Below are 26,675 nucleotides of genomic sequence, written 5' to 3' on the forward strand. Positions count from 1 at the left end.
CGATTAAAGAACTCAGCTATTCGTCGACAAAATTACGCAGTCCGTCCAAGTCGAGAATACGTAACCCTTTCTTTTCTTTGGCAATGAAGCCTTTGCTTTCAAGCTCTTTCACTGCGCGGCGATACACACGATCTGAGGTGGCAAATCGCTCAGCTTCCAAGTAGTTCTTTTGGAACCCATCCACTGGCAGGTCATTTAAATACTGATGATAAATGTCGTATGCCACGTTATAGGTGATTGGGTAAAGTAATCGGCGAGAAAGAATCTCCACCGTATCTTGGTAATCAATCGCGATAGCACTGGCAAAGTAAAGCGACAGTCGAGGCTGCTCTAACAGGCACTTTTGCAGCTTTTGCGCATCAATAATGGCAACTTCAACTGGCTCAACTGGGATAATATCCATTTGGCAACGATAGCCAGTAAAGAACTCCATTTCACCAAAGACTTGTTGTTCACACTCAAGCGTGCCAAGCAGAAAGGTTTTGCCGTTTCTCGCCGTGACTCCCATGGAGATGCGACCGGAATCGACCAGATATAAGTTCTCGACATGCTCGCCTTGGGTGAGGAGCTTTTCGTTTTCATCAAAAATTCGGCGCGTACAGATGCAATCTCGGATCGTTTTTTCGATAAGATGTTTATCTTCACTCCATTGCGCCTCGAAGCGTCCTTTACCTAGGGTTTGTAACTGCATCGACGTACCTTAAATGACAATACCTGCGAGCTCAAAACGTGCCATTAATGACTTGTTCTCTAGCTGATACCAACTTGCTGGCATGTTGGTTTTAAGCTGGGCTTTTTCTTGTTTGCTGATCACAACATAGCGCAAAAATGTGTCGAGTGTGCTCGTCATTATTTCAAAGCTCATATCGCCATCTTTGCTGATGGTTTTTAATAGTCCAACGACCGTATCTTCCGGTATCAATGGTTCGATAACCGCATGTTTGCGTTCGGTAATCGTCTTAGAACAAGGTAGTGATGCACGGGCTGTTTCCCAACACACTTTATTGGTTTTACTCACGAGGTTGTGTTTGTAACAGTAATAGCTAAACAAAAAGCGTGACAGGTTCTGCCAGCGCTCAGCTTGGACTTCTAACCAAAGGTGTTGCAGCTCGATATCAGCGTCGGTCATGGGAATGAATCAGAAAAGGAAAAGAGGGCGTAGTGTAACTCGGTTTGAGGGCAACACCAAAAAGACCGCTGGAATAAAATAGAAAGACTCCCTACACAAGTCTGAGCTTAGGTAGGGCGTTAACGTTAAATGATCATGCTACGAACATTTTTACGAGTTAGAACTGGCCGAGATGTTGCCAATCAGCGTCAGAGGTGTTTTGAACTGGCAACGCGATGTTCACTCCCGGGCGTTTTTGCATAAAGTAGCGGCGTTCACCGTCTGCATCGGTATCGATGAAAATGGCGTTTTCCGATTCACCCCATGCCGTTGTGCCTGCTTGTTCCCATGTCAGCAACTTAGACTGATTAAAATAGTTCGCTACTCGCTGTGCATTGTCGATGCTACTACGATCGATTTTCAGTGGGTTAAAACCAAACTGAACATGATTTTCTGCTGAGCCTAGGTACTTCCAGCCCCAGCTTGATGGTGGAATCAGATTGGAACCTTATGTCCAAATTTGTCGTTATCTATCTAGTCAAGGTGTTGATTTTTATGTAGTTGGCATCTTAATTGAGCGAAGTTTATAAGTGTTTAGGCTTTTTATTAAAATACGTTGGTAGAAGGAGAGTAAATAGCCAATGTTCAGCACAAAAACTGATATTGTGGCTATCTATTTGTGGGTTTTTAGTGACAGTGTCACAAAGTTGTGGGCGGGTTTATGGCACTAGATTTATTTACAGTGAGCACAATCTAGTAAGTGAAGTACGCAAAGGTATCTAATAAAAAATCCCCTTCAAGCGTAGGGCCGGAAGGGGATCAAAGTGATTATCTGAATTTAGGTTTGCAGTGAGCTTATTTTACTAGGAAGTGTTTTACGAACTCTGTGATTTTCACCATGTCGTCCACTGCAATGAATTCTTCCGTGGTGTGTACTTTTGCCATACCTGTAGAAAGGTTTACGGTTGTTAGCCCTTTCTTATTGAAGTTGTTCGCGTCGCTACCGCCACCTGTGCCTTTTGTGAACGCATCGATGCCCATGTCAGCGAATGCCGCTTTGATTGCTGATACGTGTGCATTGTCTTCTTCGATAACAAACGCGTCGTATGCACGGCTTGATTCGATTTCAACTTCTGCACCATGTTTTTCGCTCACAGACTCGAATGTAGAGATCATGTGGTTGACTTGCGCTTCTAGCTTCTCGCCATTTAGAGAGCGAGCTTCGGCAACGATTTTTAGCTCTGGCATTACGATGTTAGTCGCTTGACCACCATTTACCATACCGATGTTTGCTGTTGTTTCTTCGTCGATGCGAAGCAGGTTCATCTGATTGATGGCATCTGCCGCGACCATGATTGCACTGATGCCTTCTTCAGGAGCTAGACCCGCGTGTGCTGGACGGCCTTTGATTGTCGCAACGATTTTTTGCTGACCAGGTGCTGCTGTCACGATAGTGCCGATAGGACCGCCTGTGTCTAGTACGATCGCTTCTTTAGACGTTACGTGCGTCATGTCGAAGTACTCAGAGCCGAACAGACCGCCTTCTTCATGCACAGTGAATGCAAGCTCTAGTGTTTTGTGCTCAAGGTTTTCTGCTTGGATGCAGCGAACCGCTTCCATGATTGCCGCAATACCAGACTTGTCATCGCCGCCAAGAATTGTATTGCCTTTAGAGCGAATGATGCCGTCTTCGATGATAGGTTCGATGCCAATACCCGGAGTTACTGTATCCATGTGGCAGCTCATTAGGATAGAGCCTTCTTTCTTACCTTCTAGACGCGCGTATACGTTAAAACCGTTAGAAATGTGTTCTGGTACAGGTAGCTTTTGAACTGTAAAGCCTAACTCGCCCAGTTGCTCAGCTAGAGTTTCTGCGATTTGTTTTTCATTCATTGATTCGCTATCGATGCGAACCAGTTGGCAGAAGTGTTCAACTAGACGTTCTTGATTGATTTGTGTCATTTGGGTGTCTCTTTCTTTCTGGGTCGAGACCGCATCCGTATCGTGCGGGCCCGAAAGGGAACAGAACACCTCTTATTACACACCTTAACCCAGTGAAAACTGTCTTGAATCAAAAAACACCGCTGCCTGACATTGTTCTGACCAAGAGAATTCTGAATCTCATAACACCGTCACGAATTCGGTTAATTCTTGAAAAAGTACGCTAGAGGTGTAAATAGTTCTATCAATTGACTTTCAACCCTGTCCATTAAGGACTCACTTTTTTTCCACACTTCCACTGATAATTTATAGGTCCAATCAAGAATTGCGTTAACTATTAACCATACTTTTGGTTAACGTTTTGCTAAACATCATGGGCTTGTGCGTTGATATCAGTGGTTTCTAATTATTTGAATAGAGCAATCTGCACAGGTCACTTTTGGTTCATCAGATTTGAGATAACTAAATGAATAAAAGATCTGCACTAATACCGTTGTTTTTCCTATCAAGTATTGCTCATGCCTCGAGTGATTACGTTGTAGGTCAGTTAATCCCTGAAAAAAGTGTCGTTGTTAAAAGTGAGGTTGCAGGAGTCGTCGACTCTTATGTTTATGACAATGGCGATTTGGTGACTCAAGGCCAAGAGTTACTGTCTTTGTCGTCGCAAGACTATTCGTTGAGCTTAGAGCTTGCGAGAAACGAGCTTGAAGTAAGTCGCGCTGAGCTCGATATTCAAGAAAAGCAATTGAAGCGCTATCAGTCTCTATTAAAGAGCAAAGGCGTGTCCGCGAGTGATGTCGATAATCAAATTCGTGTGACCAACATTGGCCGAGCTCAATTTAATGTCAGCAACACCCAATACAAAATTGCCGCAAGGACGCTAGATAAAGCAACGCCAGATGCTCCATTTGATGGCGTCATTATTGATCGTTCTGTAGAGATGGGGCAGTTTATCTCGGTAGGCGATCCTCTATTTACTATCGCAGATATGGATATGTTAAAGGTCAGTTTCCACCTATTGGAAATTGATTTTAACAAGTTCACAAAAGGTGAAGCGGTGAAAGTCGAAGTCCCTTCAGTGAATAAGACGTTAGATGGAACAATTACCTTACTTTCGCCTGCGTTTAAAAACAGTGAACCAGGCTTCCTTGTTGAAGTCACCGTCCAAAACACTGATGGTTTGCTGAACCCTGGCATGGAATCTTATGTCTATTTCAATGATGAGGAGGCGATGTGAACTTCTTCTTAGAACTACTCTCTCATCGTAAGTTTGCCTCTAAAATACTGACGATTTTGATCATCAGTGTAGGGGCGCTAACTGCGTACAACCTGCCGCTGGCGGAAAAGCCGCGATTTGATCTAGGTAAAGGTAATATTGTTACCGTTTATCCCGGAGCAAGTGCGAAAGACATCGAGAGCAATATCACCAGTAAGATTGAAAAAGAGTTGCTTTCCATTTCTGGCTTAAAAGAGTTCACATCTACCTCTGAAACTGGCATTTCCAACATCAGTGTGGTGTTGGACAGTAACGTTTCAGACCCAAATGCGGTGTACCAAGACATTCGAGATGCCTTGGCAAGAGTATCTGACTTGCCTGCAGGAGTGACTGAAGCGCCAACACTTTCGATCAAAAAATCGTACAGTCTAGATTTCATGGTAGTGGGTATCTCAGGTGATGTTGGCTACAAAGCACTGCGACAGAAAGCCAAAGATCTTGAGCTCGCGTTGCGCCGCGTTGAGGGGATAGGTGAGGTTTATACCGTTGATTTACGCGCTCCTGAGTTCTTAATTCAGCTTGAACCAATTTCATTGCGCCGGTACGGTCTGACACTCGACCAAGTTGCAGCACTGATTGCCGAGCGTAACACTTTGATCAGTGGAGGACGTCTAGAGACGCTCAAGAACAACCCAGAATTAATGACATCTGCAGAGTTGGACAGTCTTGATGAGCTGAGAAACATGTTCATTTCATTCAGTCCCAATATCCAGCTAAAAGATGTCTCAGGTGTCATTGAGGATGGTTTTGAAAAAGGTGATGTTTACGGCTCGATAAATGGTAATAAGAGTATCCTATTTGATCTCAGGACCAATGAAACAGCCGATGTCATTAGTACTTCCAATGCGGTTAAAGCATTGATTGATAGCCAGCAAAGCTTGCTAGGGGATAAGTACACAATCGCAATCGGTTCTGATTTATCTGGAGATATTCAAGAAAAAGCGCGGATTGTGAAAGACAACGGTTTGGTAGGACTTGGTTTAGTGCTGATTACTCTGGCGCTGTTCCTAGACAGAAGAATCGCGTTTTGGGTTGCGGTTTCCATTCCAGTTTGTATTTTTGGCACCTTGGCTTTACTTCCACCTTTTGGCCAAATCCTCGATGTGTTTACCATGTCGGCATTGATTTTAATCGTCGGCATCATTGTGGATGATGCTGTCGTTGTCAGTGATAAAATCGTCGCGTTAGTCGAAGAGGGATACCCTGTTGAAACCGCTGTAACTCAGGGGGTGAAGAGCGTATTTCCTGCGGTACTGGCTAGTATTCTTTCAACTATGATCGCGTTTGTGCCGTTGCTCTTTTTACCTGGTAACAGTGGTAAGCTCGTTTATGTTATTCCGCTTACCGTGATTGTGGCGCTGTGTTTCTCATTCGTTGATGCACTGTTCTTTATTCCTGCTCACCTAAAAGGCATTTTAACCAAGCGCAACCAACTCAAAAAGAAAGCCTTCTTAGATTTAACGATCCTTAATAGATTGATTGAGTTTGTTATTCGCAATAGTAAGTTGGCGTTACCATGTATCACTGTTGTGATCCTGAGTTTAGGTGCAATTTCTTATAAGAGCTTGAGTTTTCTGTTCTTCCCTACGGATGGCGCGTATCTGATCGAGATAAGTGCTGAGTCGAATCCAGAACTGGATTTGGATGACGTTTGGCAAGAAACTCAGAAATTAGAGTCACTGATTAAAAATACGGAAGAGGTAAACTACTGGTACGGAGAGGTGAGTTCACCAAATAGCTATTGGGTTATCTCACTAACACCACCTAATAGTCGAACCCGAACGGCAGAGCAAATCGTTGAGGAGTGGGAAGAAAAAGCCACACAAATTACTGGTCTCGCGCAGATCGAATTTGATATTGATGGTGGTGGGCCACCAGTTGGACGCCCAGTTGATTTACGTGTTGTTGGCGGAACGGACGAAGGTCGTGAGAACTTAGCCAATGACTTAACGGCATATATTGATTCTCTCGACGGAACCAGTCGTGTGCGTCGCGATTTGAACGCACCTGCACCGCAGATCCAAGCAGAACTACAGCACCATTGGTTAAAATATTATGGTATTAGCGCGAACCAAGTAGGTGACATCATCAAGTTCGCGATTGATGGTCAGCGAGTGACTCGCATCTTTAACGGTGAGGAAGAAGTGTACTTCCGAGTTGCGTTAGAAGAGGATGACAAGTCACTTGAGGAGCTCAATAACCTGTTAGTTCGTGCAAGTGATAACAAGCTCGTGCCTTTGAGCGAGTTGGTTCGATGGAAAAATGCAGACTCAGAAGCGCAGATCAAGCACTTTAATGGTGAACGAGTTATCCGCGTTTCTTCTGGGGTAGATGCTACGGTAACAGACCCTGTGGCGGTGTTTGCTTTGGTGCAACAAGAGTTTGCCAATAAAGAGTACGGCGGTGCATCGATCATCGCTACTGGTCAAATCCTTGAAACCCAGGAAGCACAACAAGGCTTTATCATTGCAATCAGCGTGGCGTTTATTGGCATCGCTCTGCTTCTCATCTTGTTGTTCGATAGGATGAGAGAGACGTTAATTGTCTTAACGGTGATTCCTTTTGGTATTGCAGGCGCGTTGTTCATTCTGTTCTTACACAATCAAGTTTTAAGTTTCTTCTCGATTATCGGGATGATCGCCTTGATTGGTATCATGGTGAATAACAGCTTAGTGTTGATCTGGCACTTTAAAGAACACGAATCGGATTGTAATAAAAGCAACTTATTAGAGTTTGTCATTCAAGGGACTCAAAGTCGCGTTCGACCAATAACATTAACGACCATCACGACGGTTGCTGGTCTAATTCCTTTGGCGTATGGGTTTGGTGGTTATGACAATTACATGTCTCCAATGGCGTTAGTAGTAGGATGGGGCTGTGTTATCTCGATGATAGTGACCCTTACGGTTATTCCATCCATCTACCTTTGGACTCATCGTAATAACGGCGTGCAATCGCCTAATGAAATGGATGAAAAGACAAATGATGCAATAATGGTTAAGTAGCCATTAAAAGTAAAAGCCGAGCAAAACGCTCGGCTTTCTTTCGATTTGACTGTTACAAGTAACGACCAATCAAATGATCTTTAAAGTGCTTAGCGTTTAAGACTTCACCAGTCGCTTGTGTGACCAAGTCATCAGTAGATAGTAGGCTTCCTTGGCTCCAAATATTGTCAGATAACCATGTGAAGATTGGTGACAGATCACCGGAGCGAATCGCGCCATCCACGTCCACAGTTTTCTTCATAGCAGCCATAAATTGTGCCGCATACATTGCGCCTAGTGTGTATGAAGGGAAATAGCCAAATGAACCATCGGTCCAGTGGATGTCTTGCATACAACCGTTTTTGAAGTTCCCTTCTGTTGATAGACCAAGATAAGACTTCATCTTTTCATTCCACAACTCTGGCACGTCGGTATGTTTGATCACGCCATTCATCAGGTCGCGCTCAATCTCGTAACGTAGGATGACGTGAGCTGGGTAGGTCAACTCGTCAGCGTCAACTCGGATAAAGCCTTTCTCTACGTGAGTGTAGATTTTTGATAGGTTATCTTGTGCAAACTCAGGGCCTTCAAAGTGGTTCGAAGCCAGACGTGCTAGGTGTTCTACAAATCCTTGGCTACGACCGACTTGCATCTCAAAGAACAGAGATTGAGACTCATGGATTCCCATTGAGCGTGCTTGACCTGCCATAGTGCCCGCTAGCGATTTAGGTAAACCTTGCTCGTAACGCGCGTGACCAGTTTCGTGCACGATACCCATTAGAGACTGAACAAATTCGCTCTCGTCATAACGCGTAGTAATTCGTACATCGGTTGGTACACCACCACAGAAAGGGTGAACACTTTCATCGAGACGGCCACGCTCAAAATCGAACTGCAAAAGCTTCATGACTTCTAGACCCAATGCCTTTTGCTTTTCAGCAGGGTAGTGGCCGTTAGGCAGTAGAATATTGTTCGACTTTTGTTTCTCGATAGCGTCATCGATTAGATTCGGTAGCCACGTTTTAACGTCTGCAAATAGAGCATCGAGTGAAGCGGAAGTTGTGCCAGGTTCATAAATATCTAGCATTGCATCGTAAGGCGTCGTGCCATTGGCTTCCGCTCGGATTTGCGCTTCTTCTTGAGAAAGTTTGACCACTTCTGCCCAGTTCTTTTCGAACCCCGCCCAGTCATTGTCACCACGCTGAGTACGCCAAGCGTGTTCACACTTTGAGCCCGCTAGGGACTGAGCTTGAACTAATGACTCTGGTAATAGGTTAGCCTGCTGCCAATCACGTTTCATTTCGCGAAGTACGGCTTGCTCTTTAGCAGACAGTGACTCTTCTTCTGCTTGAGCAAATAGGTCACCAAGGTGCGGCTGAGTCATTAAAGAGTGGATGTGGACTTCTAATTCTGCCACTGCATTAGATCGAGCTTCTGCACCGCCTGCGGGCATAACGGCAGCCTGATCCCAACCAACAATGGATGCTAAATGACCGAAGTTGAAGACTTTATTTGAATGTTCGACGAGTTTTTGAAATGCGCTCATGTGACTACTCTTTTGTATTTTCTTTCCTTAAACGCCCCAAAGGGGTCCTTGAACCTAGGGTTCCTTCTCTTGGTGCTGGATGCAGAACAAGATAAAGCATCAACAAATCACCGATAGCGAGATTATTTGAATTTACTATTTTTTAACAAATAATTCAGGTCTATTGTGCACAATTTCAGTAACTTGTATAGAGGTCGGATGCCTTTAGAAGAGGTGTGCAGTATGTGCGGTTAAGTGCAATTAATAGGTTAGTGTGGCTTAAATTCGTAATGAAACGGCTGGCTTGCTTTCTGAACGGCTTCTTTTCGGTTACTGACATTGAGTTTTTTGTACAGTTTATAAACGTGGGTCTTTACTGTGCTTTCCGCAACAAATAACTCTTCCGCGATTTGCAGGTTAGAATGGCCTTGAACGAGCCGATCAAGTATTTGTTTCTCGCGTTTGGTTAATGTTGAGCTGATATCCAGCGAATTCATTGCGTAAGGGCGAATGTCGCTGAGCATTTTTTCCATGACTTTTCTCGGTAGCCAAAGCTCTTGGTTTTCGACCGCTTGTATACAACGCGTTAAGTGCTCGATAGGAGCATCTTCATAAAGCATTCCCTTGAGATTTAAACTCGCGGCGAGTTTAAGCTCGACAATACCATTAGGTACGTCGTAAACGATCAGGTCTGCCTCCGCTGTGCAGGCAGAAATAAAGCCATGATAATCATACTTTTCTAATTGTGCGTAAGATACCAACACAATGTCAAACGAGCCTTGGATAGTTAAGTGACTGAAATCATGAATGCTTTTCCTTGTGAACTTATACTTATTACTTTTCTCTATTTCGCGGCGTAAAAACTGATTCTGTATACAATGATCTCCAACCAAAAGAATACTGAGTCGGCCGCTGTTGTTTGCCCTACCGTGCATGACTAGCCCCAAAATAGTAATTTTGTCTTAGCACTTAATGTTAACAATATCACCATAGTTCACTGATATTGCACTTGCCACTCTTTACTGTCTCATCATTGGGAATGCCTATGGTTGTTGTGAAAGAAGTGGCTCAATAGATATATCTAGAGTGTCGCTATACTTTCCTCCCGGTCTGTTGAACGTGTCACCAATGACAAAGTTAAGAGCAATGGGTAGCCCAGAAGTCATTTCACTTTTGTTCACTTGAGCCTCCAAAAGGTCTAAGTCAATCACTTGGCTATCAAACGAAAGTTGGTAATCGATGTCCCACTGTCCATCATTCGATTGATGCCTTAACTTCCCTTGGTGGCTAGAAGTAACGGTAATTTGATAAGGACTGTTACTTTGAACCCATAAATTTGGCGCATTACTGATCACTTTGTTTGAGTACAAGTTGCCCAAATCTAAGTCGTATTGCCTCTGAGTTAATCCATAAAATTGTATTTTTGCAATCGGGTTAACCGTGACATTCACCGTCGTAATTGCAGGTGATAATGGTGTTTGGTTCAACATTGAAGAATAAGCTACCGCAAGCTGTAGTGTTCCGCTGTAGGAGCCTGCCGGGAGCCACTGCTTTGCTGGGTAACGCATTTGTATGATGGCCGAGGGTGATTGTTCTGTTAGTACAAATTGCCATTGGTTTGCAACGGACGTACCGTTGCCGCCAGCCCATGTAAATGCGAGAGTTTGCTGGTTACTGCCCGTTAATGTCGTCGTCACGTCTTCCATCTGCAGTGACATCTCAACATGACAATTTTCGCCTACAATATCTGCGGCAGCTTTATAAGAGTTGGTCATCGCATAAGGTCCATTGGCAAAGACATCATAGCTATAAGGCGTTGCAATAGGCTCAATGCTCAGTGAGTTTATTTGACAACCTACCACCGAATTGGATTGCAAGGCTGTAATAAGGGAAATCAGGTAAAAGGATGATCTAATCAACATAGAGCTCTCCCAGTCTTATCAGGACTTCTTGTTGTTCACTTAAATCAATGGTGACGGTTTGCTTTTGTTTGGTATCAAGTTCGAGCTTATAGCGCCCAGGTTTCAAGCCAGATATCGCAAATAAGCCATATCTATTCGTAAAAAACTCAATTGGCAGCTGCTTTCCCGTTCCTAAGTAGCTTGCTGTTCCTGCCACAAGAGGGATGGGGCTGCCACTTTGTCTATCTAAAAGAGTGCCTATAACGGTTAAGACGGCATCGGAACCAATCTGAAGAGCGTACCCTTGCTTGTTTCCGGGATTGAGCCAAAAGGCACCTTCTCCAAGATCATAGCCAGGAGGAAGATCCTCTACGTCGTAACTAATCAGTTGTGTGTTGTAGGCGACCAGATCCGGGATTAATACGTTATGTTGACTAGTACTATAGATGCGGGCGTAGTCACCATCTTTAGTTGGGTCTATCGCGATAGCGTTGTCTTCTAAGCTTGAATGCTTGCTTACAACCGCAAATGCTTCACGTACAGGGCGGCCAATCGTAACAGAGGTTCCTGCAAAGGCGAGGGCACTACCAATTTCGATTCTTGTGGAGTGATTTCGTCTGTCCTCGTCTAGATCTTCAAGGCGTGAAGAGTGGTCCGCAATGAATTGGTATCGATTTGCGGCATAGTTAATGCCGAGGTCGACGCTAGAATCCGTCTCTCTGTCGGTAACGACAGATGCAAAACCAGATACCCCGCCAGTATTGCCAACGTTGTTTTGATAGGTGTAGTCGAGCGAAGCTTGATCGATTTCAGTAGAGTATCGGCCGACTACGCGAGACTGTTTACTAAGCGGCCAACTCAGAGTTAGTGTTGTGTTGACTTCATCTGAGTCTACCTCATTATTCTGATAGTTTACGCGAGCACTCCAAGTAGCAGGTGTGCCAAAAAAAGGACCAGATAAGCTCGGGCTGACTGACCAATAATCATTGTTTTTATCGAGGCCAGAGCGATAGTTGAATGTCACTGCGGCTCTCAAACTATCGTAAATGTAAACAGCAGCAAAAGCTGACGCATAATGTGTGGTTAAATTCAATGGTGATTGGGTTGAGTCTAGGTCACTGACGCCAGAAAAATTCTCGGATTGATATTCGTAAACTAGGCTAAGTTGAGGCTGCCATGAATTGGCGTCAGAAAACTCAGCATCAAACGCCACTTTATAGGCGTGTCCATCTCCAAACTCGGGATGGTGGCTTTGGGAGCCAGAAAGTTCGGTAATGCCAAGAGAATTCGCAAATAGAGCAGAAAAGCCATATTGATACAGCTTTTCTCTTGTCTGAGCGTTAACACCGAGTGTTAACCAGGGTGTCACACCAAAATCTAAGTAACCATGAGCGAGTCTTTGATCTGACAAATAATCTATGGCGCCATTGTCGAAAAATGAAGGCGCACCATACATCAGGCTATATTCAAACTCTCCGCTGTCCAATAAGTCGTTACCTGTGGCAATCGAAAACTGGATGCGTTCTTGTTGACCGGATGAGTCAGTAATCACGAGTTCTACATCGTTCGTTCCTTGAGCCAAGGGGATGTCATTCAAGTTATAACTGCCTGCACCAAGCGTTAATCGTTGCACAACAATACCGTCAATCACAACGTCAACACTTGAGGTTCTTTGCAGCGTAAAAGACTGATTTGCTTTTGGTCGAACATTTCGGGTGGGGATAAGCGTAAAGTCTCGCGTAATGCCGAGCCCAAGAACGTCAGTGCCATCTTGAAAACTAGTGCCGGGATTGTACATGTCACCGACGACTAGCCTTGTACCTTGGGTAGGGAAGTCAACATTGATCCGCGTGCCTTCTCTATTGTATGTCGATTCTTTTTCAGAGCCATTTTCAAAGATGGACTCATACTCAATGTTAAGTGAACCGATGTTTAGGCCAGAATCTAGTCGAGAACTATAAAGGCTGGTTCTAGAGCTTTGCTCATCAAATGATTGGGTTTCATTTGCGTTTAGGAAAATGTTCAAATAACCACTGTAAAAGCTTGGCTCGATGTAATTGTAATGATCGTTATTATCGGACAACGAGATTTGCTGTGTGAGGCTTAGCTCATTTGGGACGGCGATGATGCACTCTAGGGTTGAAAGATCGAACTGTAAGCCCAGTCCGACTTTTTCAAAGTCAACTTGTGTGAGCGTTTCAAGGTTGTTTACTTCACGAAGCCTCTGGATGGCTTGCTGTGAAACTGAAGAAGATAATAGATCTAGTGTGCTCTCTTTGGGTAATACAATGGAATCGTCTGCGGTGATGGTGATAGAAGCTTCACCGAGTACAGTATCACTGATCTTAACTAAAGAGACCAATTCGATATCCCTGCCAGTCGGGTTCAGAACGACTTCTCGACTATGGGAGACACTATTTGTTAGAAACAGTGAGAGTAGGGTCAGTAAGAAGAACTTCAATAATAAACTCAATTCATTGTTCTTTTCCATGATATAGACCGGCAGGTAAGGTTGAAGATGACGGTAACTTTATTAATGAATGAGGAGGTAAGAATTGCTGCCCAATTTCGTTTTGCAGCAGATCATTTGCCTCAGAATTTAACTCACCAAAACGAACGAGTGATGAAAATGTGTATCGAGAGCCTCTATTTTCAAGTGTAATGGCACCGAGTTCATCAATATGGGCGTATACATTGGGCCTTAATGTTTGGTCGAACACATGAACTAGCGCGTTATAATGTATATTTAAGTCAACGTCGGTTGTTACGTTATTGCTACGTTGAGTTTCTTCATTGTCTTTTACCTTAGCTTCACTAAATCGAATGAAATAACTCTCTGAATGATTAATAGGCTTACTCTTTAACCATTGCACTCGAAATGTTTGTTTTTTCCCCGGCATTAACATTGCTGCTGGTGGGAAAACTAAAATTTCTTCGTGATTGATATTATGAGTCGAGTATTTCCCATCTTCATTGAATACAATCTTTTTAACGGTCACTTCAATAGGTAATTTGATATTGGAGTTATTGGTGACAATCAACTGAGCATTATTACTCTTGCTTGTATTCAGCTCTAAAACTGTAGGTGAAATAATAATGGCTAACGATGGGTAGCTCACGAGTAATAGGAGAACGCCAAGTAGACTCATTATTCTCATTGTTATTCATCCTGATCGATCTCGATTGATACCTTAGATGCATCAAATCCATCCAGCGGCTGCATGTCAAAATAGCGTGTCGAATGTGGTAACACTAATGTCCCCGCTATCAGCTTACTAATGTCGATGCCCTTGAGGTATTTAGAATGGTTTCCATCAGTTACTCGCCAGTTAGTTTTCGTTAATCTGCCATAACTGTTTCCAGTATTTTCGACTTCAACGATCCACTTATTTTCCCCTTCTTGCACACTCTTAATATCAAGAGCTGGTGCTGTATTCTTTGGTCTCACATTGACAAGTGTATTGAACTGGAGCAATAACCCAAGTTGACCGTTGTTGCCATCACCTCGCTTAACCTCTACTTGCTTAACGGCAATACGATACGATTTTGATTGAGTGATCGATGGGTCGCCTAAGTATCGGATCATCACAGACTGGGAACGACCTGGTTCAATAATGGCGGTTACGGGTATGACAAGCAACTCGTCATCCGCTGCACGGATGGTTTCTTTTCCGTGCTCATCCATTGTCATAGAAAAAGGATAGAGCTCAACGGTGAGGGGCGCTCGGGAGGTGTTGTCTATACGCATGGACATCTGTGCTCGTTTGCCGAGAGGTTCCATTTCTGCAACCATAGGCTCGACTTTATAAGCGTGTGCATAAGAACAAACTAAAGATAGTACTACTAAATTTATCCAACGAGACATGTTGAGCTCCATCAAGTTCATCGGTGTTGCTGTTGTTATAGGGAGGCCCGTGCCTAAGCCTCCCATTGGGGGGGAAGAATATCGATTAGTTTGATGTGATATTCACAGTTAACGTATCAGAGTAGCCGCCAGCCCAAGCCGCTGTTTCAGTCGTTGCTACCGTTAAGGTTGCGCCTACACCGCCTGCCAACGTAGATGAACCAGGGTAGGCAACATCTACCGATACATCATTAAGACCAGGACCACCAGGTGCATTCAAAACCAGAGGAGACAAACCGGTAGGAGTAAACGTAGCTGTGTATTCCAGCGCAAAGTCCTCATTATCATCAGATTCCAAACCACCTTCTGAGCTGGTTAGAGAAACGGTTGCACCATCAACATCATTACATTGCATACCCAGGTTGAGTGATACAGTTTGAATATTCGTTACATCGCCGAAATCAAGAAGTTGAGTAGCAAGCCCTGTAACTTCACAAACAGGTGAAACATAACCAACTAATTGAACATCGCCCGGTGCAGCATTGACCTGAGTACCAAATAAAGCAGTAATTGCTGCTGCGCAAATCGTTAGTTTTTTCATAAGAAGATTCCTTTAACTCAAGAGATAACATTCATGTTTAGCTCAAATCCTGCCGAGCTAGTTTTTCTGCGAAATTGCAGATTTCCTACTTCGTGACGTTATTTATTGATGGGTAGATATCAATTTCAATGACGTCTTTATAATAGCCTGCGTATAGCAAGCTATGCTCAAGCGTTACTCCTAGTTCCCCAACAGTGGAAAAAGGAATAGCGCCAAAACTGTCAATTTGTACTGGTGTGGTAATATCCTCACTGTTTAACTCTGCAGCGATATTTATTGAGCTAACATCCAAATTGATGGAATAATGAGTGAGGTTTACAAGTTCATTATCTTCGTGTTTAAGACCGCCGTATTTTGAACTAATAGTAAGCACTATTGGTTGGTTGCAATATATGTCAAAAGGTAGTGTTCTTGATATTTCATCAGAAAAGTCCATAGTGTCATTAGAACCAAAATTTACTTCACATTGATCACCGATATAGCCAGATATATTCATCGATAGGCTGTCAGCTTGGACATATCCCAACATCCAAAACTGGGAAACCGTCAAATAAATCAAATTCGCTTTGAGTCGGCACATCTGACGTCCTTTGTGAATTAATACGTTTGAACTAACAAAACTATAAGTCTCCCTATGAATAATGAAGTAGTAAACAAGTTGGAAGCGATACATAAAAGTTGTAGATATAGTTGTAGTTTTGTATTTTTCTGGTGAATAAACTCAAGGTTGAGAGCAGGTGTAAGCAACTGATACAGAGGTCGTTGCCATGGAAAATGGCCATTTTCTTTGGTGGGGTAGAGCCTTTACATGCTGATTTCTAAAAATGGACTTGCAGAACACACTGATTGGCGGTATTGATGGGTAATTCTCAATAACTCAATCAATGATATGGATATTTTAAATTTTGAGGCCTTTTTGGTTGCCATTGCCATTTTGACCTTAACGCCTGGTTTGGATACTGCTTTGGTGATCCGTAATACCAGTCGCTCTGGACTGAAAGATGGTTGCACGACCAGTTTAGGGATTTGTTTTGGGCTGTTTGTGCACGCTTTTTTCTCAGCGGTTGGTATCTCTGCCATTCTTGCGCAATCTGCAGAGCTTTTCCAAACCGTTAAAATGATTGGTGCGGCGTACTTGATATGGCTGGGTCTAAGTAGTTTAAGAGCATTGATGAAGGCCAATGGTGGTATTGCAGTCTCAGAGCAAGTTCATCAGGCCTATAGTGGGAAGCGATCTTTTCGAGAAGGTTTTCTTTCTAACGTATTGAATCCGAAAACTGCCGTATTTTATCTTGCGTTCTTGCCGCAGTTTGTGAACCCAGAAGGTTCACCGTTGTTGCAGTCGATGACGATGGCGATGATTCATTTTATGATTGCGATGGTTTGGCAATGTGGTTTGGCCGGAGCACTCAATTCGGCGAAAAGCTTGCTGAAAAATGCGCGCTTTATGAAGTGGATGGAAGGGGCAACGGGTGCGGTATTAGTTGTTCTTGGTGTTAAGTTACTAGTAGAAAAGCCAGTCTAATGCGTTTACTTATTCAATTGATATTAATTCTCCTCCTTTTTCTGGCAGCGATGGTTGGCGCTGTCGCTTGGAAAGCCGTACCGCAGCTTCAATTTGAACAGAGAGACATGGACTGGCAGTGGCATTGGTCATACTTCCATCCGTTTTCAAACGGTATCCAACAAGCTAGAACACAAGACACAAAGCAGCTTTTACTAAGGCGCGTCTATCTAGAAGAGTCATTGGCTATTTATGTTATGACGACACTGGATAATAAGTTTGAAATTGATGTGGTCAAAGAGGAGAGCTGTAAGCCGGACTCTAGTATTTGGGCCATGGTATCGATTAACAGCGAACCCGCATCCCATGTTCCTATGGTGTGTGACAGTAGCGGAGAAACCTACTTTCATCGTAATGTCAGACCTAAGCTTGTGTCGCTTGAGTTTGGTGTAGAAAAAGCAGTTATCAATGAAGACTTTAAACAGTGGCCTATTGATGACATTAAAGTCGATCAGTTTAAACAACAGCACTCTTCATTTTTTGAAAAGCAAGGGGAAGAGGTCGAACACCAATGGCTGAGAGATTAGCAAAATAAAAAAGCCCGCTGAAATCAGCGGGCTTAAAGTTTCTAACTCGGTTTATGCTTTCACTGCATCAAAATCATCAGATTGAGACGAGGATTTGAAGAACAGCTTCGTCTCTTCCAACACGACATGGCGTAGAGCAATCAAACCAATCAGGTTAGGGATTGCCATCAAACCATTCACAATATCAGCCAGCAGCCAAATCATGTCTAAGTGAAGGAAAGCTCCTGAAGCTACCAAACCAACAAAAATCAGTTTGTATGGCAGCACTGCTTTAGTACCGAACAGGAATACCACACAACGCTCACCGTAGTAGTTCCAACCAAGAATGGTGGTAAACGCGAAGAACATCAGGCCGATAGACACCAGCATTGGACCAAATGTCTCTGCGTTCAAGCCTACAGCAAATGCGTGCGTTGTCATCGCTGCACCAGAGAAGTCACTTTGCCAAGCGCCTGTCAGGATCAAAGCTAGACCTGTCATAGTACAAATGATGATGGTATCGAAGAAGGTACCCGTCATTGAAATCAGACCTTGTTTAACACAAGAGTCTGTTTTCGCTGCCGCAGCTGCCATCGGTGCACTACCCAAACCAGATTCGTTTGAGAATACACCGCGAGCGATACCTGACTGGATGGCTAGCATAATGCTTGCCCCCAAGAAACCACCTGTCGCTGCGGTTGAAGTGAAGGCAGACACCAACACCAACTCAACGGCGTTTAGCAATTGGTCAGCGTTCATGATGATCACGCTCAAACAAGCCAGTACGTAAAACACTGCCATTGCCGGAACCACTTTACCTGCAACACTCGCGATGGATTTAATACCACCCAAAGTGACAAACGCAACCAATAGAGTCAGGATGAAAGCAGCAAGTTCACGGTTTACACCGAGAGAAATTTCGCTGGCATCAAGAATCGCGTTCACTTGAGGGAAGGTACCGATACCAAAACACGCTACACCCAGTGCAAATACCGCAAACATGATCGCAAGCGCTTTCGAGCCAACACCATATTGTAGGTAGTACATAGGGCCACCAATCATTTGGCCTTTGTCGTCAACGCGACGGTATTTCACCGCAAGAAGACACTCCGCGTATTTGGTTGCCATTCCGAATAGAGCGGCAAGCCACATCCAGAATAGGGCACCAGGGCCACCAAGTTTGATTGCGGTAGCAACACCAACGATGTTACCTGTACCAATTGTTGCAGACAGCGCAGTACACAGCGCAGCAAAGCTAGAAACGTCACCCTGTTTATCAGATGACTTATCTTTACGAAATACCATCGCTAACGCAGTTGGTAGGTGCTTAAATTGGATCAAGCCTAGGCTAAAAGTGAAGTAAACACCGGTTCCCACAAGCAAAAGTAGCAGTGGTGGACCCCAGACAAAGTTATCAATGGTTTGAAGTAAAGATTGTAGGTCGTTCATGATTTCCCCTTAATAAAACAACTAATAAGGAGAAGAGGGAAAGGACGAGATCAAAGATCTCTAATAGAGCCAAGCTATTTAAAGTAGGCGGGAACGCCAAATAGTTAGGTTGTTACTTTCCACTCCTCTGTCCTTTTGCCTGAGAGTTTCACCCTACACAAATGTGTAGGACTTGCTCCTTCGGCGACCGATTTAACGGTTCTCTCCAGAGGTTCCTCCAACTACAGTCCCCGCTACCTAAGTAGCACCTGAAATAGTTAATTCTTCGGCGAGTTACCCTAACTAAATGTTAAAATTTAGTTAATAACCACTCTCCTGCAGTCTTCATCGGAACATTTACTCAATCAAATGAGTAAAGGTTAGTTAATGATGCTGGTCACCATTAACGTGTGAACTCTATCATGTTTTGTTACCATTTCAACACCAAATGAAGATTTATTTTCAATACATTATGCGGATGTTGTGGCTTTGATTTCATAGGTTTGTCGATTAATTAAACAAATTACGTGCAATTGGGTTTATTCTTGGTGTGTATGGAAGGTCGAGAAAGGATTCTAGAGCGCGATGGGATTTCGATTGGCTGATGATATGTTGTTCAAATTAGAACATTAATTTGATCAAAACGGGAGCAATCGCTTTAAATTCTACGCTATGTTGACCGTATGCTCCGTAGAAATAGGTTACAATGAGTTTTTGCGAGACTGTCTATGGAGTCAGATAGGTTCTCAGAGTTGGACAAGGAGGCAGTATGACCAGATTGTTAGCCATTGCAGTACTGGTGGCGTTAGCGTTTGTGTTATTTCGTTATCGTACCAATGAAAAAGTCCAAAAAGCGACCGTCATTACCTTGATTGGCGCATTCTTAATTTATACCGCATCAATCATGATTGCGGAACTCACTCGCTAGCAAATCAGTAGATCCCTTGGAGTAAGATACGGTGACTTCTCAGAACAATATTGAAGATCAAGACGAAGTAGTTGTCATTGAGGAGCGCGATAAGCGTACTCATATTTATATTGCGATTGCGGCAGTGTTGGGTCTGGCATTTGGTGGTTTAGCTGGCTCGGCAATGACAGCGAGCAAGTGGGAGTCCACGTATCAAGTGTTGGAAGAAAAGTACCAAGCACTGACACAAGACAAAACTGACTTGGTCTCTCAAGTAAAAACACGTGAAGCGAGCCTAGATCAAGAAGTTGATGCAAAAGTAGCGACACTGTTGGCAGAGAAAGAAGAAGCTCATAAAGCCGAATTAAAAGCACTTCAAGAACAGTTAACCGAAGTCGAAAAAGTGAACCTTGCACTTGAATCACAGGTGAAAGAGCAGAAAAACAAATTAAGCAGCACCAAGAATGAAAACGACAAGTTGAATCGCCAAGCCGATATGCAAGCGACGATGTTCGAGCGTTCTCGAGAGGTGTTCCGCAAAGAATTACAAATATCGCAAGAGCTTGAGTCTCTTGAGAAAGAGCGCGAAGCACTATTGCCTAAAATTGAGAAGCTAAAGAAAGAGTGTGATGTTTTCTTAGAAGGCAAATCTTGGGATGTGAAATCTGACGCCTGTGATAAGCACGATGAAGCAAACTCTCGTTTAAGCCAAGTTGACCAGCTTATTGAAGTCAATAAAATGGACTTAAAGCAGATTAAAGATATTACTGAAGACATGGGTTTATAGCACCATCGCTTCGGTAGTGACCACCTATTAAAAAGGAGCTCACTGAGCTCCTTTGTTGTATCTAATACCGTCTTAGTAAATAACCACTAATCAAAAATGTTAGCCTTGTTTTCAGACGTTTTTCCTGCGCTAACTCCAGTTACTTACTGTGATTGGTATAATTTTACGCTTTCCCTATTTTCATAAGCGTTAACCCTATCAGCCATTCAATAGTCTTATAACATGGTTGGCTGAGCTTATAAGCGACTAAGCTCTCTACCTGAGAGGTTAGCTCATAAACGTAAGGTTGATGATGTCTGCCTATCGTCATTTGGAAAGCGAGGCGCCATATCGCCAAGAACTGACCGTCTTCGAGAGCTTTCTGCCAACTCGCTATAAACACAGTCTCATTCTTTGAGAGATCTAACTTTTCAACCATCAGCTTGAGTAGGCGACCTTGCAGCGCACATGGAATATCTACTTTCTTTGCGAAGTGGTGGCTGATCCCCGTCCTCGATATCCCTGTCTGCTCACTCAACGTTGTGTAAGACATTTTCTCGTAACCAAGCGTTATCAATTGCTCTGTTGCAACATCGAGAATGGTGTTGATGGTGATTTGGGTATCTTCTTGTGTTCGGCGCGCCATAACTATTGCCAGTGTTGTGATTAAAAAAAGATACTACCACTTATCGTCCGCCATTCTATATCGGAAACCTAATATTGACGTTGTTCGCATGAGAAATGCGCATAACTGGCCATAAAAATAGCCAAGGTAACAACTTGTTTACATTTGCTTGTGGTGTGTAAATTGCTGATGGATATGATAATGCATTGATATAGCTCGCTTTCCGTATAATTGTCGTAAACGTTTGCTATTGCAAAATTGTGTGTAACACAAATTTTACAACTGCCGTTTAAAACTGCGTAAAGCCAGATTTCCACTCATGTATTCCAATTTTTCTCCTCCTGCGCCAAGTTAGAAATATCGAACGAGAACGCATGTTCAAATACAGCAATGACATAAGGAGAAAGTCATGGTGGACACCTACAACCCATTAGGAACGGATGGATTCGAATTTGTGGAATACACAGCGGCGAATAGCGAAGGCATTGAACAGTTAAAAGCGCTGTTTGTATCGTTGGGTTTTGCAGAGATCGCAAAACACCGTTCTAAAGAGGCTTGGCTGTACCGACAAGGTGACATCAGCTTTATCGTTAACGCCCAGCCACACAGTCAAGCAGAAGGCTTTGCTAAAGTTCACGGCCCATCGGTTTGTGGCATGGCGTTTCGTGTGAAAGACGCGAACGTTGCATTAAAGCAAGCGCTGGATAACGGTGGCGTTGAGTACAAAACTGAAATTGGTCCAATGGAGCTGAGCATTCCAGCGATATACGGTATTGGTGAAAGCCTCCTGTACTTCGTGGATCGTTACGGCAAGCAGAGTATTTACGATGTCGACTTCCGTTTCTATGACGATGCCGACGAGCGTTTAGCGAAAGCCGACGTTGGTATGTATGAAATTGACCATCTGACCCACAACGTGAAGCAAGGCAATATGGATGTGTGGTCAGGATTCTACGAGCGCATTGGTAACTTCCGCGAGATCCGCTATTTCGATATCGAAGGTAAACTGACCGGTCTTGTTAGCCGCGCAATGACCGCACCTTGTGGCAAGATCCGCATTCCAATCAATGAGTCTTCTGATGACAAATCGCAGATTGAAGAGTTCATTCGTGAATACAACGGTGAAGGTATTCAGCACATCGCGCTGACCACCGATGATATTTATCAAACCGTTCAAACGCTCCGTGATCGTGGAATGGAGTTTATGCCGACGCCAGACACCTACTACGAGAAAGTGGACGAGCGTGTGAAAGGGCACGGCGAAGATGTTAGCAAACTACGTGATTTACGAGTTTTAATAGACGGCGCGCCGACCAAAGACGGTATTTTGCTGCAAATCTTCACTCAGACTGTAATTGGCCCGGTGTTCTTTGAAATCATTCAACGTAAAGGCAATGAGGGCTTTGGTGAAGGTAATTTCAAAGCGCTGTTTGAATCGATTGAAGAAGACCAAATCCGCCGAGGAGTACTAAGCGATGCATAAATGGATCACATTCCCTCATCGGGAGGGAGTGTGCTCCAAGCAAGCACATGCTGACTTCCCGGAAGAGGCAATTTACGAACGTGAAGCAGGTCGAAGTGGATTCTTCGGCCCAGCAACACACTTTCATCATCAACATGCACCGACAGGCTGGTCTGAATGGGAGGGGGACTTACGTCCGCGCGCTTTCGATTTCAACCTAGTTGAAACGGCGAGCCAGATTTCGCCTTGGGCAGTGCCACACCTTCTACACAACGCAAACTGTAAGGTTCGCGTGTGGCGTATGGATGAAAAAATGGACTTCTTGGTGCGTAACGCTGATGGTGATGAGCTACTATTCATTCATCACGGAACAGCCGACCTTTATTGCGACTATGGTCATCTCAAAGTGAGCGAAGGGGATTACGTGATGATCCCTCGCTCAACCAGTTGGCGATTAGAGCCAAGTGAACCGATGTTCGTTCTGATGATCGAAAACACCGATGCCGCTTATTCTTTGCCAGAAAAAGGCATGGTGGGCAATCATGCGGTGTTCGACCCGGCAGTACTGGAAACGCCTTCGATTAACGACGAATTTCGCGCGCAATACTCAGAAGAGCAAACACAGGTACAGGTGAAGCGTCACGATCAAGTCAGCGTCATTACTTATCCATTCAATCCACTTGATGCCATTGGTTGGCATGGTGACTTAGCGGTGGTGAAAGTGAACTGGCGTGATATTCGACCGTTGATGTCGCATCGTTATCACTTACCGCCTTCCGCACATACCACATTTGTTGGTGCAGGATTCGTGGTGTGTACGTTTGTACCTCGTCCAATCGAGAGCGACCCTGGTGCTCTGAAGGTGCCGTTCTATCATAATAATGACGATTATGACGAAGTCTTGTTCTACCATGCAGGGGATTTCTTCAGCCGTGACAACATAGAAGCAGGCATGGTGACTTTCCATCCGGCGGGCTTTACACACGGGCCACACCCGAAAGCGTTCAAAGCAGGTCAGGAATATAAGAAGAAGTTTACTGATGAAGTGGCAGTGATGATTGATACACGCCACGCGCTCGAGTTCTCTGATGAACTCGATAAGGTTGAAAACAAAGAATACGTCTATAGCTGGCAAGAGAAGTAAGGGGCAAGGATGAAATTAGCAACCAAGAAAAATGGTACTCGCGATGGTCTGTTGATGGTCGTGAGCAAAGACCTAACAATATGCGTACCTGCAACCGAAATTTTCCATGCAATGCACCTCGCGCCAACCATGCAAGTGGCATTGGATAATTGGGACAGAGTTGCGCCACAACTTGAAGAGCTTTATAGCGCATTAAATAGCGGTGACGTATCGGGATGCGAAGAGTTTGAATCCCACTATCTAGAGTCACCACTACCTCGCGCATATCAATGGGCAGACGGAAGTGCGTACGTCAATCACGTCGAGCTAGTGCGTAAAGCGCGCGGTGCAGAAATGCCGGAAAGCTTTTGGGCTGATCCGCTTATGTATCAAGGTGGTTCAGATACGTTTATTGGCCCTTGTGACAACATAGAATTTGCCAGCGACGAGTGGGGCATCGATTTCGAAGGTGAAGTTGCGGTGATCACAGGTGATGTTCCGATGGGAGCAAGCATTGCCGAAGCGCAAGAATCGATTCGTCTCATCATGTTGGTCAATGATGTTTCGTTACGCGGTTTGATCCCAGCAGAGCTCGCCAAAGGTTTTGGCTTCTTCCAATCAAAACCGTCATCGGCGTTCTCTCCCGTTGCGGTAACACCAGATGAACTTGGCGAAGCATGGTATGAGAATAAAGTGCATCTGCCGCTTGTCTCAACCTACAATCACAAGCCGTTTGGCTGCCCGAATGCTGGCGTTGATATGACGTTTGACTTCGCTGATTTGATTGTCCATGCAAGCAAAACCCGTCCACTTTCTGCTGGGGCGATCATTGGTTCTGGTACGGTATCGAACAAGCAGGGCACCGAGCATGGTACCTCTATCGAAGAAGGTGGTGTGGGCTACTCGTGTATTGCAGAGGTGCGAATGATTGAAACCATTCGTGATGGTAAGCCATCGACAAGGTTTATGTCGTTTGGTGACGCAATCAAGCTAGAGATGTTTGACGCAGATGGTAACTCGATCTTTGGCGCGATTGATCAGCAAGTCAGCCAATACCTAAAACACTAACAGTGAGAGGTAAGGAAGCGATGAGCGATAACATCACCCTCTATGGCTACTGGCGTTCTTCGGCGGCTTATCGAGTTCGCATTTGTTTAAACTTGAAAGCCTTGGGTTACGATTCAAAATCGGTTCATTTGGTACGTAATGGCGGCGAGCAGCACAGCGCGGAATATCATGAGTTAAACGCTTCTGAACTCGTGCCAGTGCTGGTGGATGGTGATGTTCAGTTAAATCAGTCTCTTGCCATCATTCAGTATCTCGATGAGCAGTATCCTCAAGTACCTGTGATTCCAGAGCAATCACCGCTGAGATACCAAGTATTAGCAATGGCCCAAGATATCGCGATGGAAATTCACCCTCTTAACAACTTGCGCGTGTTGCAGTATCTAGAAGGGGCGATGTCTTGTGACCAAGAGACAAAAATCGAATGGATTCATCATTGGGTAAATCAAGGCTTTACGGCATTGGAAGAGAAGTTAACTCTGCATCGACAACAACATGGAAACTGTACCTACAGTGTGACTGACAATCCCTCTGTTATTGATATGTGCTTAGTGCCGCAAGTATACAACGCGTTGCGATTTGGCGTGGACATGACACCTTATCCTGTAATCAATTCGATTGTAGAGGCGTGTAATCAACTGCCAGCGTTTATTGATGCCATGCCAGAGAATCAAGCCGACGCAAATAGCTAATACTTTCTCTGTACCTTAACGATTAACAAACGGGCTCCAGTTGAGCCCGTTTATATTCTTGTTTGATTAACGCAAATCGCCCGCTACTGTTATTATCACCCCGCAATTTTTATCAGTTTTGTTGCTCTGCTGTAGTTTTCCCATTAGGCTTTGAGTAACTGTTTGTTTTGGGCGCACTTTATCTATGACCAACATCTTTATCATTGTTGTTCTTCTGGTTGTTTTCTTCTTTATTATTCAAAAGTATGTTGTGAAGCAGGATGATACGAAAGATTACCCGTATCGTTCTAAAGGGCCAGTATTGAAAGGGCCAGAAAGCGCGTTTTTCAATGCATTGCGAGCTGCGGTAGGTGAGCACGGAGTCGTACTTGCCAAGGTTAATATGTCCAACGTCGTTGTTCCAAAGGACATTAAAAACAAGAAACAGTTTTTCGTTGCGAGTAACAGAATCTCACGTAGTTACTTTGATTACGTTATCTGCGATCCGAGAACGTTAGAGCCAAGAGTGATCATTGAACTGGACAATGGTCAGCAACTTCATAAAGGTAAAGTCGAGCGCCAAAAGTTGCTGATGCATGTATGCAAATCGGCGAATTTACCTTTGATTGGCGCATCTGTAAAACACAGCTACCAAGTCGGCCGTTTACGCCGCTTATTGGCCGCGCATATTGATTTGATTGAGCCTGATAAAGAAATACGTTTTTGCAAGAAGTGTGGCAGCCCGATGATCATTAGAACGGCAAGCCAAGGAGATTTTAAAGGGAGACGATTCTTTACTTGTAGCCGTCAACCAAACTGTACTTACACCGAAAACTATAATGTGGTGTTTGATACAGAAAGTGAATAGATGCTGCTAGCATGTCGCTTTTAAGAGAGGCTTCGACTCACTAGTCGAAGCCTTTTTGTTTATGTAAGGCCATAAGAACCGCACTTTGCAACAGTGGCTCCGATAGCTCCTATACTTTGATAAAGAAAGAAGAATAGGGACGTGTTATGCGATATGGATGGATTCTTTCTGCACTGCTACTCGCATTCAGTAGCAACGCTCAGCAGTCACTCAAACCACTTGAATGCCAACTGATAGACACACCGCAAGACCACTTCTTGTTTTATCGTGAGCAGATGGTTTACCACAGCGAGCAGTTTGCGATTTTCCAGAACTTTAAGGGGCGGGTGAGTACACAAGTTGATCTTAAAACTGGCGAACTGATCCGCACGACGTACATTGGTGAACCGTTTGAACCGAAATATCAGATTCTGTTTGGCTACTGTCCAAATGTGTCGCAAGTTCTGCAGATTTGGATGCTGAATGAAGTGCCTTATGATAATTAATCTAAAATACAAAAGTTAAGTAGAT

At 44.1% G+C, this 26,675-nt stretch carries 26 protein-coding genes and 1 riboswitch; of the genes, 12 read left to right on the forward strand and 14 right to left on the reverse strand.

Features of this window, described 5'->3' with window-relative positions; translation table 11 throughout:
* Positions 1–16: 16 nt before the first annotated feature.
* The 4 genes from J4N37_RS06660 to J4N37_RS06675 form a co-directional block, all read right to left on the reverse strand.
* Entirely contained in the window at positions 17–691 is a 675-nt protein-coding gene (locus tag J4N37_RS06660; protein ID WP_252041981.1) for a Crp/Fnr family transcriptional regulator, read from the reverse strand.
* Positions 692–700: 9 nt separating this feature from the next.
* Positions 701–1,129, reverse strand: a complete 429-nt coding sequence (locus J4N37_RS06665; protein ID WP_252041982.1) for a hypothetical protein — start codon at positions 1,127–1,129, stop codon at positions 701–703.
* A gap of 157 nt (positions 1,130–1,286) precedes the next feature.
* Complete coding sequence (locus tag J4N37_RS06670; RefSeq protein ID WP_252041983.1) at positions 1,287–1,466, reverse strand: hypothetical protein; 180 nt, start codon at positions 1,464–1,466, stop codon at positions 1,287–1,289.
* Positions 1,467–1,963: 497 nt separating this feature from the next.
* A complete protein-coding gene (locus tag J4N37_RS06675) occupies positions 1,964–3,070 on the reverse strand; it encodes a M20/M25/M40 family metallo-hydrolase (protein ID WP_252041984.1) in 1,107 nt (368 codons plus the stop codon).
* A gap of 445 nt (positions 3,071–3,515) precedes the next feature.
* On the opposite strand from J4N37_RS06675, the gene J4N37_RS06680 reads away from it, so the two are divergent.
* Both J4N37_RS06680 and J4N37_RS06685 read left to right on the forward strand, forming a co-directional pair.
* On the forward strand, positions 3,516–4,286 hold the full coding sequence (locus J4N37_RS06680) for an efflux RND transporter periplasmic adaptor subunit (protein WP_010447809.1): 771 nt from the start codon (positions 3,516–3,518) through the stop codon (positions 4,284–4,286).
* The gene (locus tag J4N37_RS06685) at positions 4,283–7,330 is read left to right on the forward strand and encodes an efflux RND transporter permease subunit (RefSeq protein WP_252041986.1); all 3,048 of its coding nucleotides are present in this window, start codon (positions 4,283–4,285) and stop codon (positions 7,328–7,330) included. Before J4N37_RS06680 ends, J4N37_RS06685 begins: the two co-directional genes overlap by 4 nt.
* A 52-nt stretch (positions 7,331–7,382) precedes the next feature.
* Here the strand turns inward: J4N37_RS06685 and J4N37_RS06690 are convergent, their stop codons facing one another.
* From J4N37_RS06690 to J4N37_RS06725, 8 genes are all read right to left on the reverse strand, one after another.
* Positions 7,383–8,855 carry a carboxypeptidase M32 gene (locus J4N37_RS06690; protein ID WP_252041987.1) on the reverse strand — a complete coding sequence of 491 codons (1,473 nt, stop codon included), beginning with the start codon at positions 8,853–8,855 and terminating at the stop codon, positions 7,383–7,385.
* A gap of 248 nt (positions 8,856–9,103) precedes the next feature.
* Entirely contained in the window at positions 9,104–9,769 is a 666-nt protein-coding gene (locus J4N37_RS06695; protein WP_252041988.1) for a LuxR C-terminal-related transcriptional regulator, read from the reverse strand.
* A gap of 108 nt (positions 9,770–9,877) precedes the next feature.
* Positions 9,878–10,756, reverse strand: a complete 879-nt coding sequence (locus J4N37_RS06700) for a hypothetical protein (RefSeq protein WP_353505819.1) — start codon at positions 10,754–10,756, stop codon at positions 9,878–9,880.
* The gene (locus tag J4N37_RS06705; RefSeq protein WP_252041989.1) at positions 10,746–13,226 is read right to left on the reverse strand and encodes a fimbria/pilus outer membrane usher protein; all 2,481 of its coding nucleotides are present in this window, start codon (positions 13,224–13,226) and stop codon (positions 10,746–10,748) included. The genes J4N37_RS06700 and J4N37_RS06705 overlap by 11 nt, the downstream gene beginning before the upstream one ends.
* Positions 13,210–13,893: a fimbria/pilus periplasmic chaperone gene (locus J4N37_RS06710; RefSeq protein WP_252041990.1), complete on the reverse strand. Its 684-nt coding sequence runs from the start codon at positions 13,891–13,893 to the stop codon at positions 13,210–13,212. The genes J4N37_RS06705 and J4N37_RS06710 overlap by 17 nt, the downstream gene beginning before the upstream one ends.
* A 2-nt stretch (positions 13,894–13,895) precedes the next feature.
* Positions 13,896–14,600 carry a fimbrial biogenesis chaperone gene (locus J4N37_RS06715; protein WP_010447816.1) on the reverse strand — a complete coding sequence of 235 codons (705 nt, stop codon included), beginning with the start codon at positions 14,598–14,600 and terminating at the stop codon, positions 13,896–13,898.
* Between the two features lie 85 nt (positions 14,601–14,685).
* Entirely contained in the window at positions 14,686–15,180 is a 495-nt protein-coding gene (locus tag J4N37_RS06720; protein WP_010447818.1) for a hypothetical protein, read from the reverse strand.
* A gap of 85 nt (positions 15,181–15,265) precedes the next feature.
* Positions 15,266–15,760: a hypothetical protein gene (locus J4N37_RS06725; protein ID WP_252041991.1), complete on the reverse strand. Its 495-nt coding sequence runs from the start codon at positions 15,758–15,760 to the stop codon at positions 15,266–15,268.
* Between the two features lie 309 nt (positions 15,761–16,069).
* Between J4N37_RS06725 and J4N37_RS06730 the strand changes: the two genes are divergently transcribed.
* Together J4N37_RS06730 and J4N37_RS06735 are read left to right on the forward strand one after the other, a co-directional pair.
* Entirely contained in the window at positions 16,070–16,705 is a 636-nt protein-coding gene (locus J4N37_RS06730) for a LysE family translocator (protein WP_252041993.1), read from the forward strand.
* Positions 16,705–17,271: a threonine transporter RhtB gene (locus tag J4N37_RS06735; RefSeq protein ID WP_252041994.1), complete on the forward strand. Its 567-nt coding sequence runs from the start codon at positions 16,705–16,707 to the stop codon at positions 17,269–17,271. Before J4N37_RS06730 ends, J4N37_RS06735 begins: the two co-directional genes overlap by 1 nt.
* A gap of 51 nt (positions 17,272–17,322) precedes the next feature.
* Here the strand turns inward: J4N37_RS06735 and J4N37_RS06740 are convergent, their stop codons facing one another.
* A complete protein-coding gene (locus J4N37_RS06740) occupies positions 17,323–18,699 on the reverse strand; it encodes an alanine/glycine:cation symporter family protein (RefSeq protein ID WP_010447826.1) in 1,377 nt (458 codons plus the stop codon).
* Between the two features lie 117 nt (positions 18,700–18,816).
* Positions 18,817–18,918: riboswitch (glycine riboswitch) on the reverse strand.
* A 529-nt stretch (positions 18,919–19,447) separates the two neighbouring features.
* Between J4N37_RS06740 and J4N37_RS06745 the strand changes: the two genes are divergently transcribed.
* Together J4N37_RS06745 and J4N37_RS06750 are read left to right on the forward strand one after the other, a co-directional pair.
* Complete coding sequence (locus J4N37_RS06745; protein ID WP_010447828.1) at positions 19,448–19,606, forward strand: hypothetical protein; 159 nt, start codon at positions 19,448–19,450, stop codon at positions 19,604–19,606.
* A 31-nt stretch (positions 19,607–19,637) separates the two neighbouring features.
* Complete coding sequence (locus J4N37_RS06750) at positions 19,638–20,372, forward strand: hypothetical protein (RefSeq protein ID WP_010447830.1); 735 nt, start codon at positions 19,638–19,640, stop codon at positions 20,370–20,372.
* Positions 20,373–20,535: 163 nt separating this feature from the next.
* Here J4N37_RS06750 and J4N37_RS06755 read toward each other — a convergent pair whose 3' ends face one another.
* Positions 20,536–20,997, reverse strand: coding sequence for a TetR family transcriptional regulator (locus J4N37_RS06755; protein WP_038887163.1), 462 nt, complete (start codon positions 20,995–20,997; stop codon positions 20,536–20,538).
* 388 nt (positions 20,998–21,385) lie between these two features.
* Here J4N37_RS06755 and hppD point away from each other — a divergent pair, with 388 nt between their 5' ends.
* The 6 genes from hppD (at position 21,386) to J4N37_RS06785 (ending at position 26,650) form a co-directional block, all read left to right on the forward strand.
* Positions 21,386–22,459, forward strand: coding sequence for a 4-hydroxyphenylpyruvate dioxygenase (gene hppD / locus J4N37_RS06760; RefSeq protein ID WP_071235453.1), 1,074 nt, complete (start codon positions 21,386–21,388; stop codon positions 22,457–22,459).
* Positions 22,452–23,582 carry a homogentisate 1,2-dioxygenase gene (locus tag J4N37_RS06765; RefSeq protein WP_252041995.1) on the forward strand — a complete coding sequence of 377 codons (1,131 nt, stop codon included), beginning with the start codon at positions 22,452–22,454 and terminating at the stop codon, positions 23,580–23,582. Before hppD ends, J4N37_RS06765 begins: the two co-directional genes overlap by 8 nt.
* 9 nt (positions 23,583–23,591) lie before the next feature.
* Positions 23,592–24,629, forward strand: coding sequence for a fumarylacetoacetate hydrolase family protein (locus tag J4N37_RS06770; RefSeq protein ID WP_252041996.1), 1,038 nt, complete (start codon positions 23,592–23,594; stop codon positions 24,627–24,629).
* Between the two features lie 20 nt (positions 24,630–24,649).
* Positions 24,650–25,318 carry a maleylacetoacetate isomerase gene (maiA, locus tag J4N37_RS06775; RefSeq protein WP_252041997.1) on the forward strand — a complete coding sequence of 223 codons (669 nt, stop codon included), beginning with the start codon at positions 24,650–24,652 and terminating at the stop codon, positions 25,316–25,318.
* A 184-nt stretch (positions 25,319–25,502) separates the two neighbouring features.
* Entirely contained in the window at positions 25,503–26,165 is a 663-nt protein-coding gene (locus tag J4N37_RS06780; protein ID WP_010447841.1) for a DUF2726 domain-containing protein, read from the forward strand.
* Positions 26,166–26,311: 146 nt separating this feature from the next.
* Positions 26,312–26,650 (forward strand): hypothetical protein, encoded by a 339-nt coding sequence (locus tag J4N37_RS06785; protein WP_010447842.1) that lies wholly within the window; start codon positions 26,312–26,314, stop codon positions 26,648–26,650.
* The last annotated feature ends 25 nt before the right edge of the window (positions 26,651–26,675 follow it).

Origin of the sequence: Vibrio sp. SCSIO 43153 (genome assembly GCF_023716625.1) — a bacterium.
Classification (GTDB): domain Bacteria; phylum Pseudomonadota; class Gammaproteobacteria; order Enterobacterales; family Vibrionaceae; genus Vibrio; species Vibrio rotiferianus.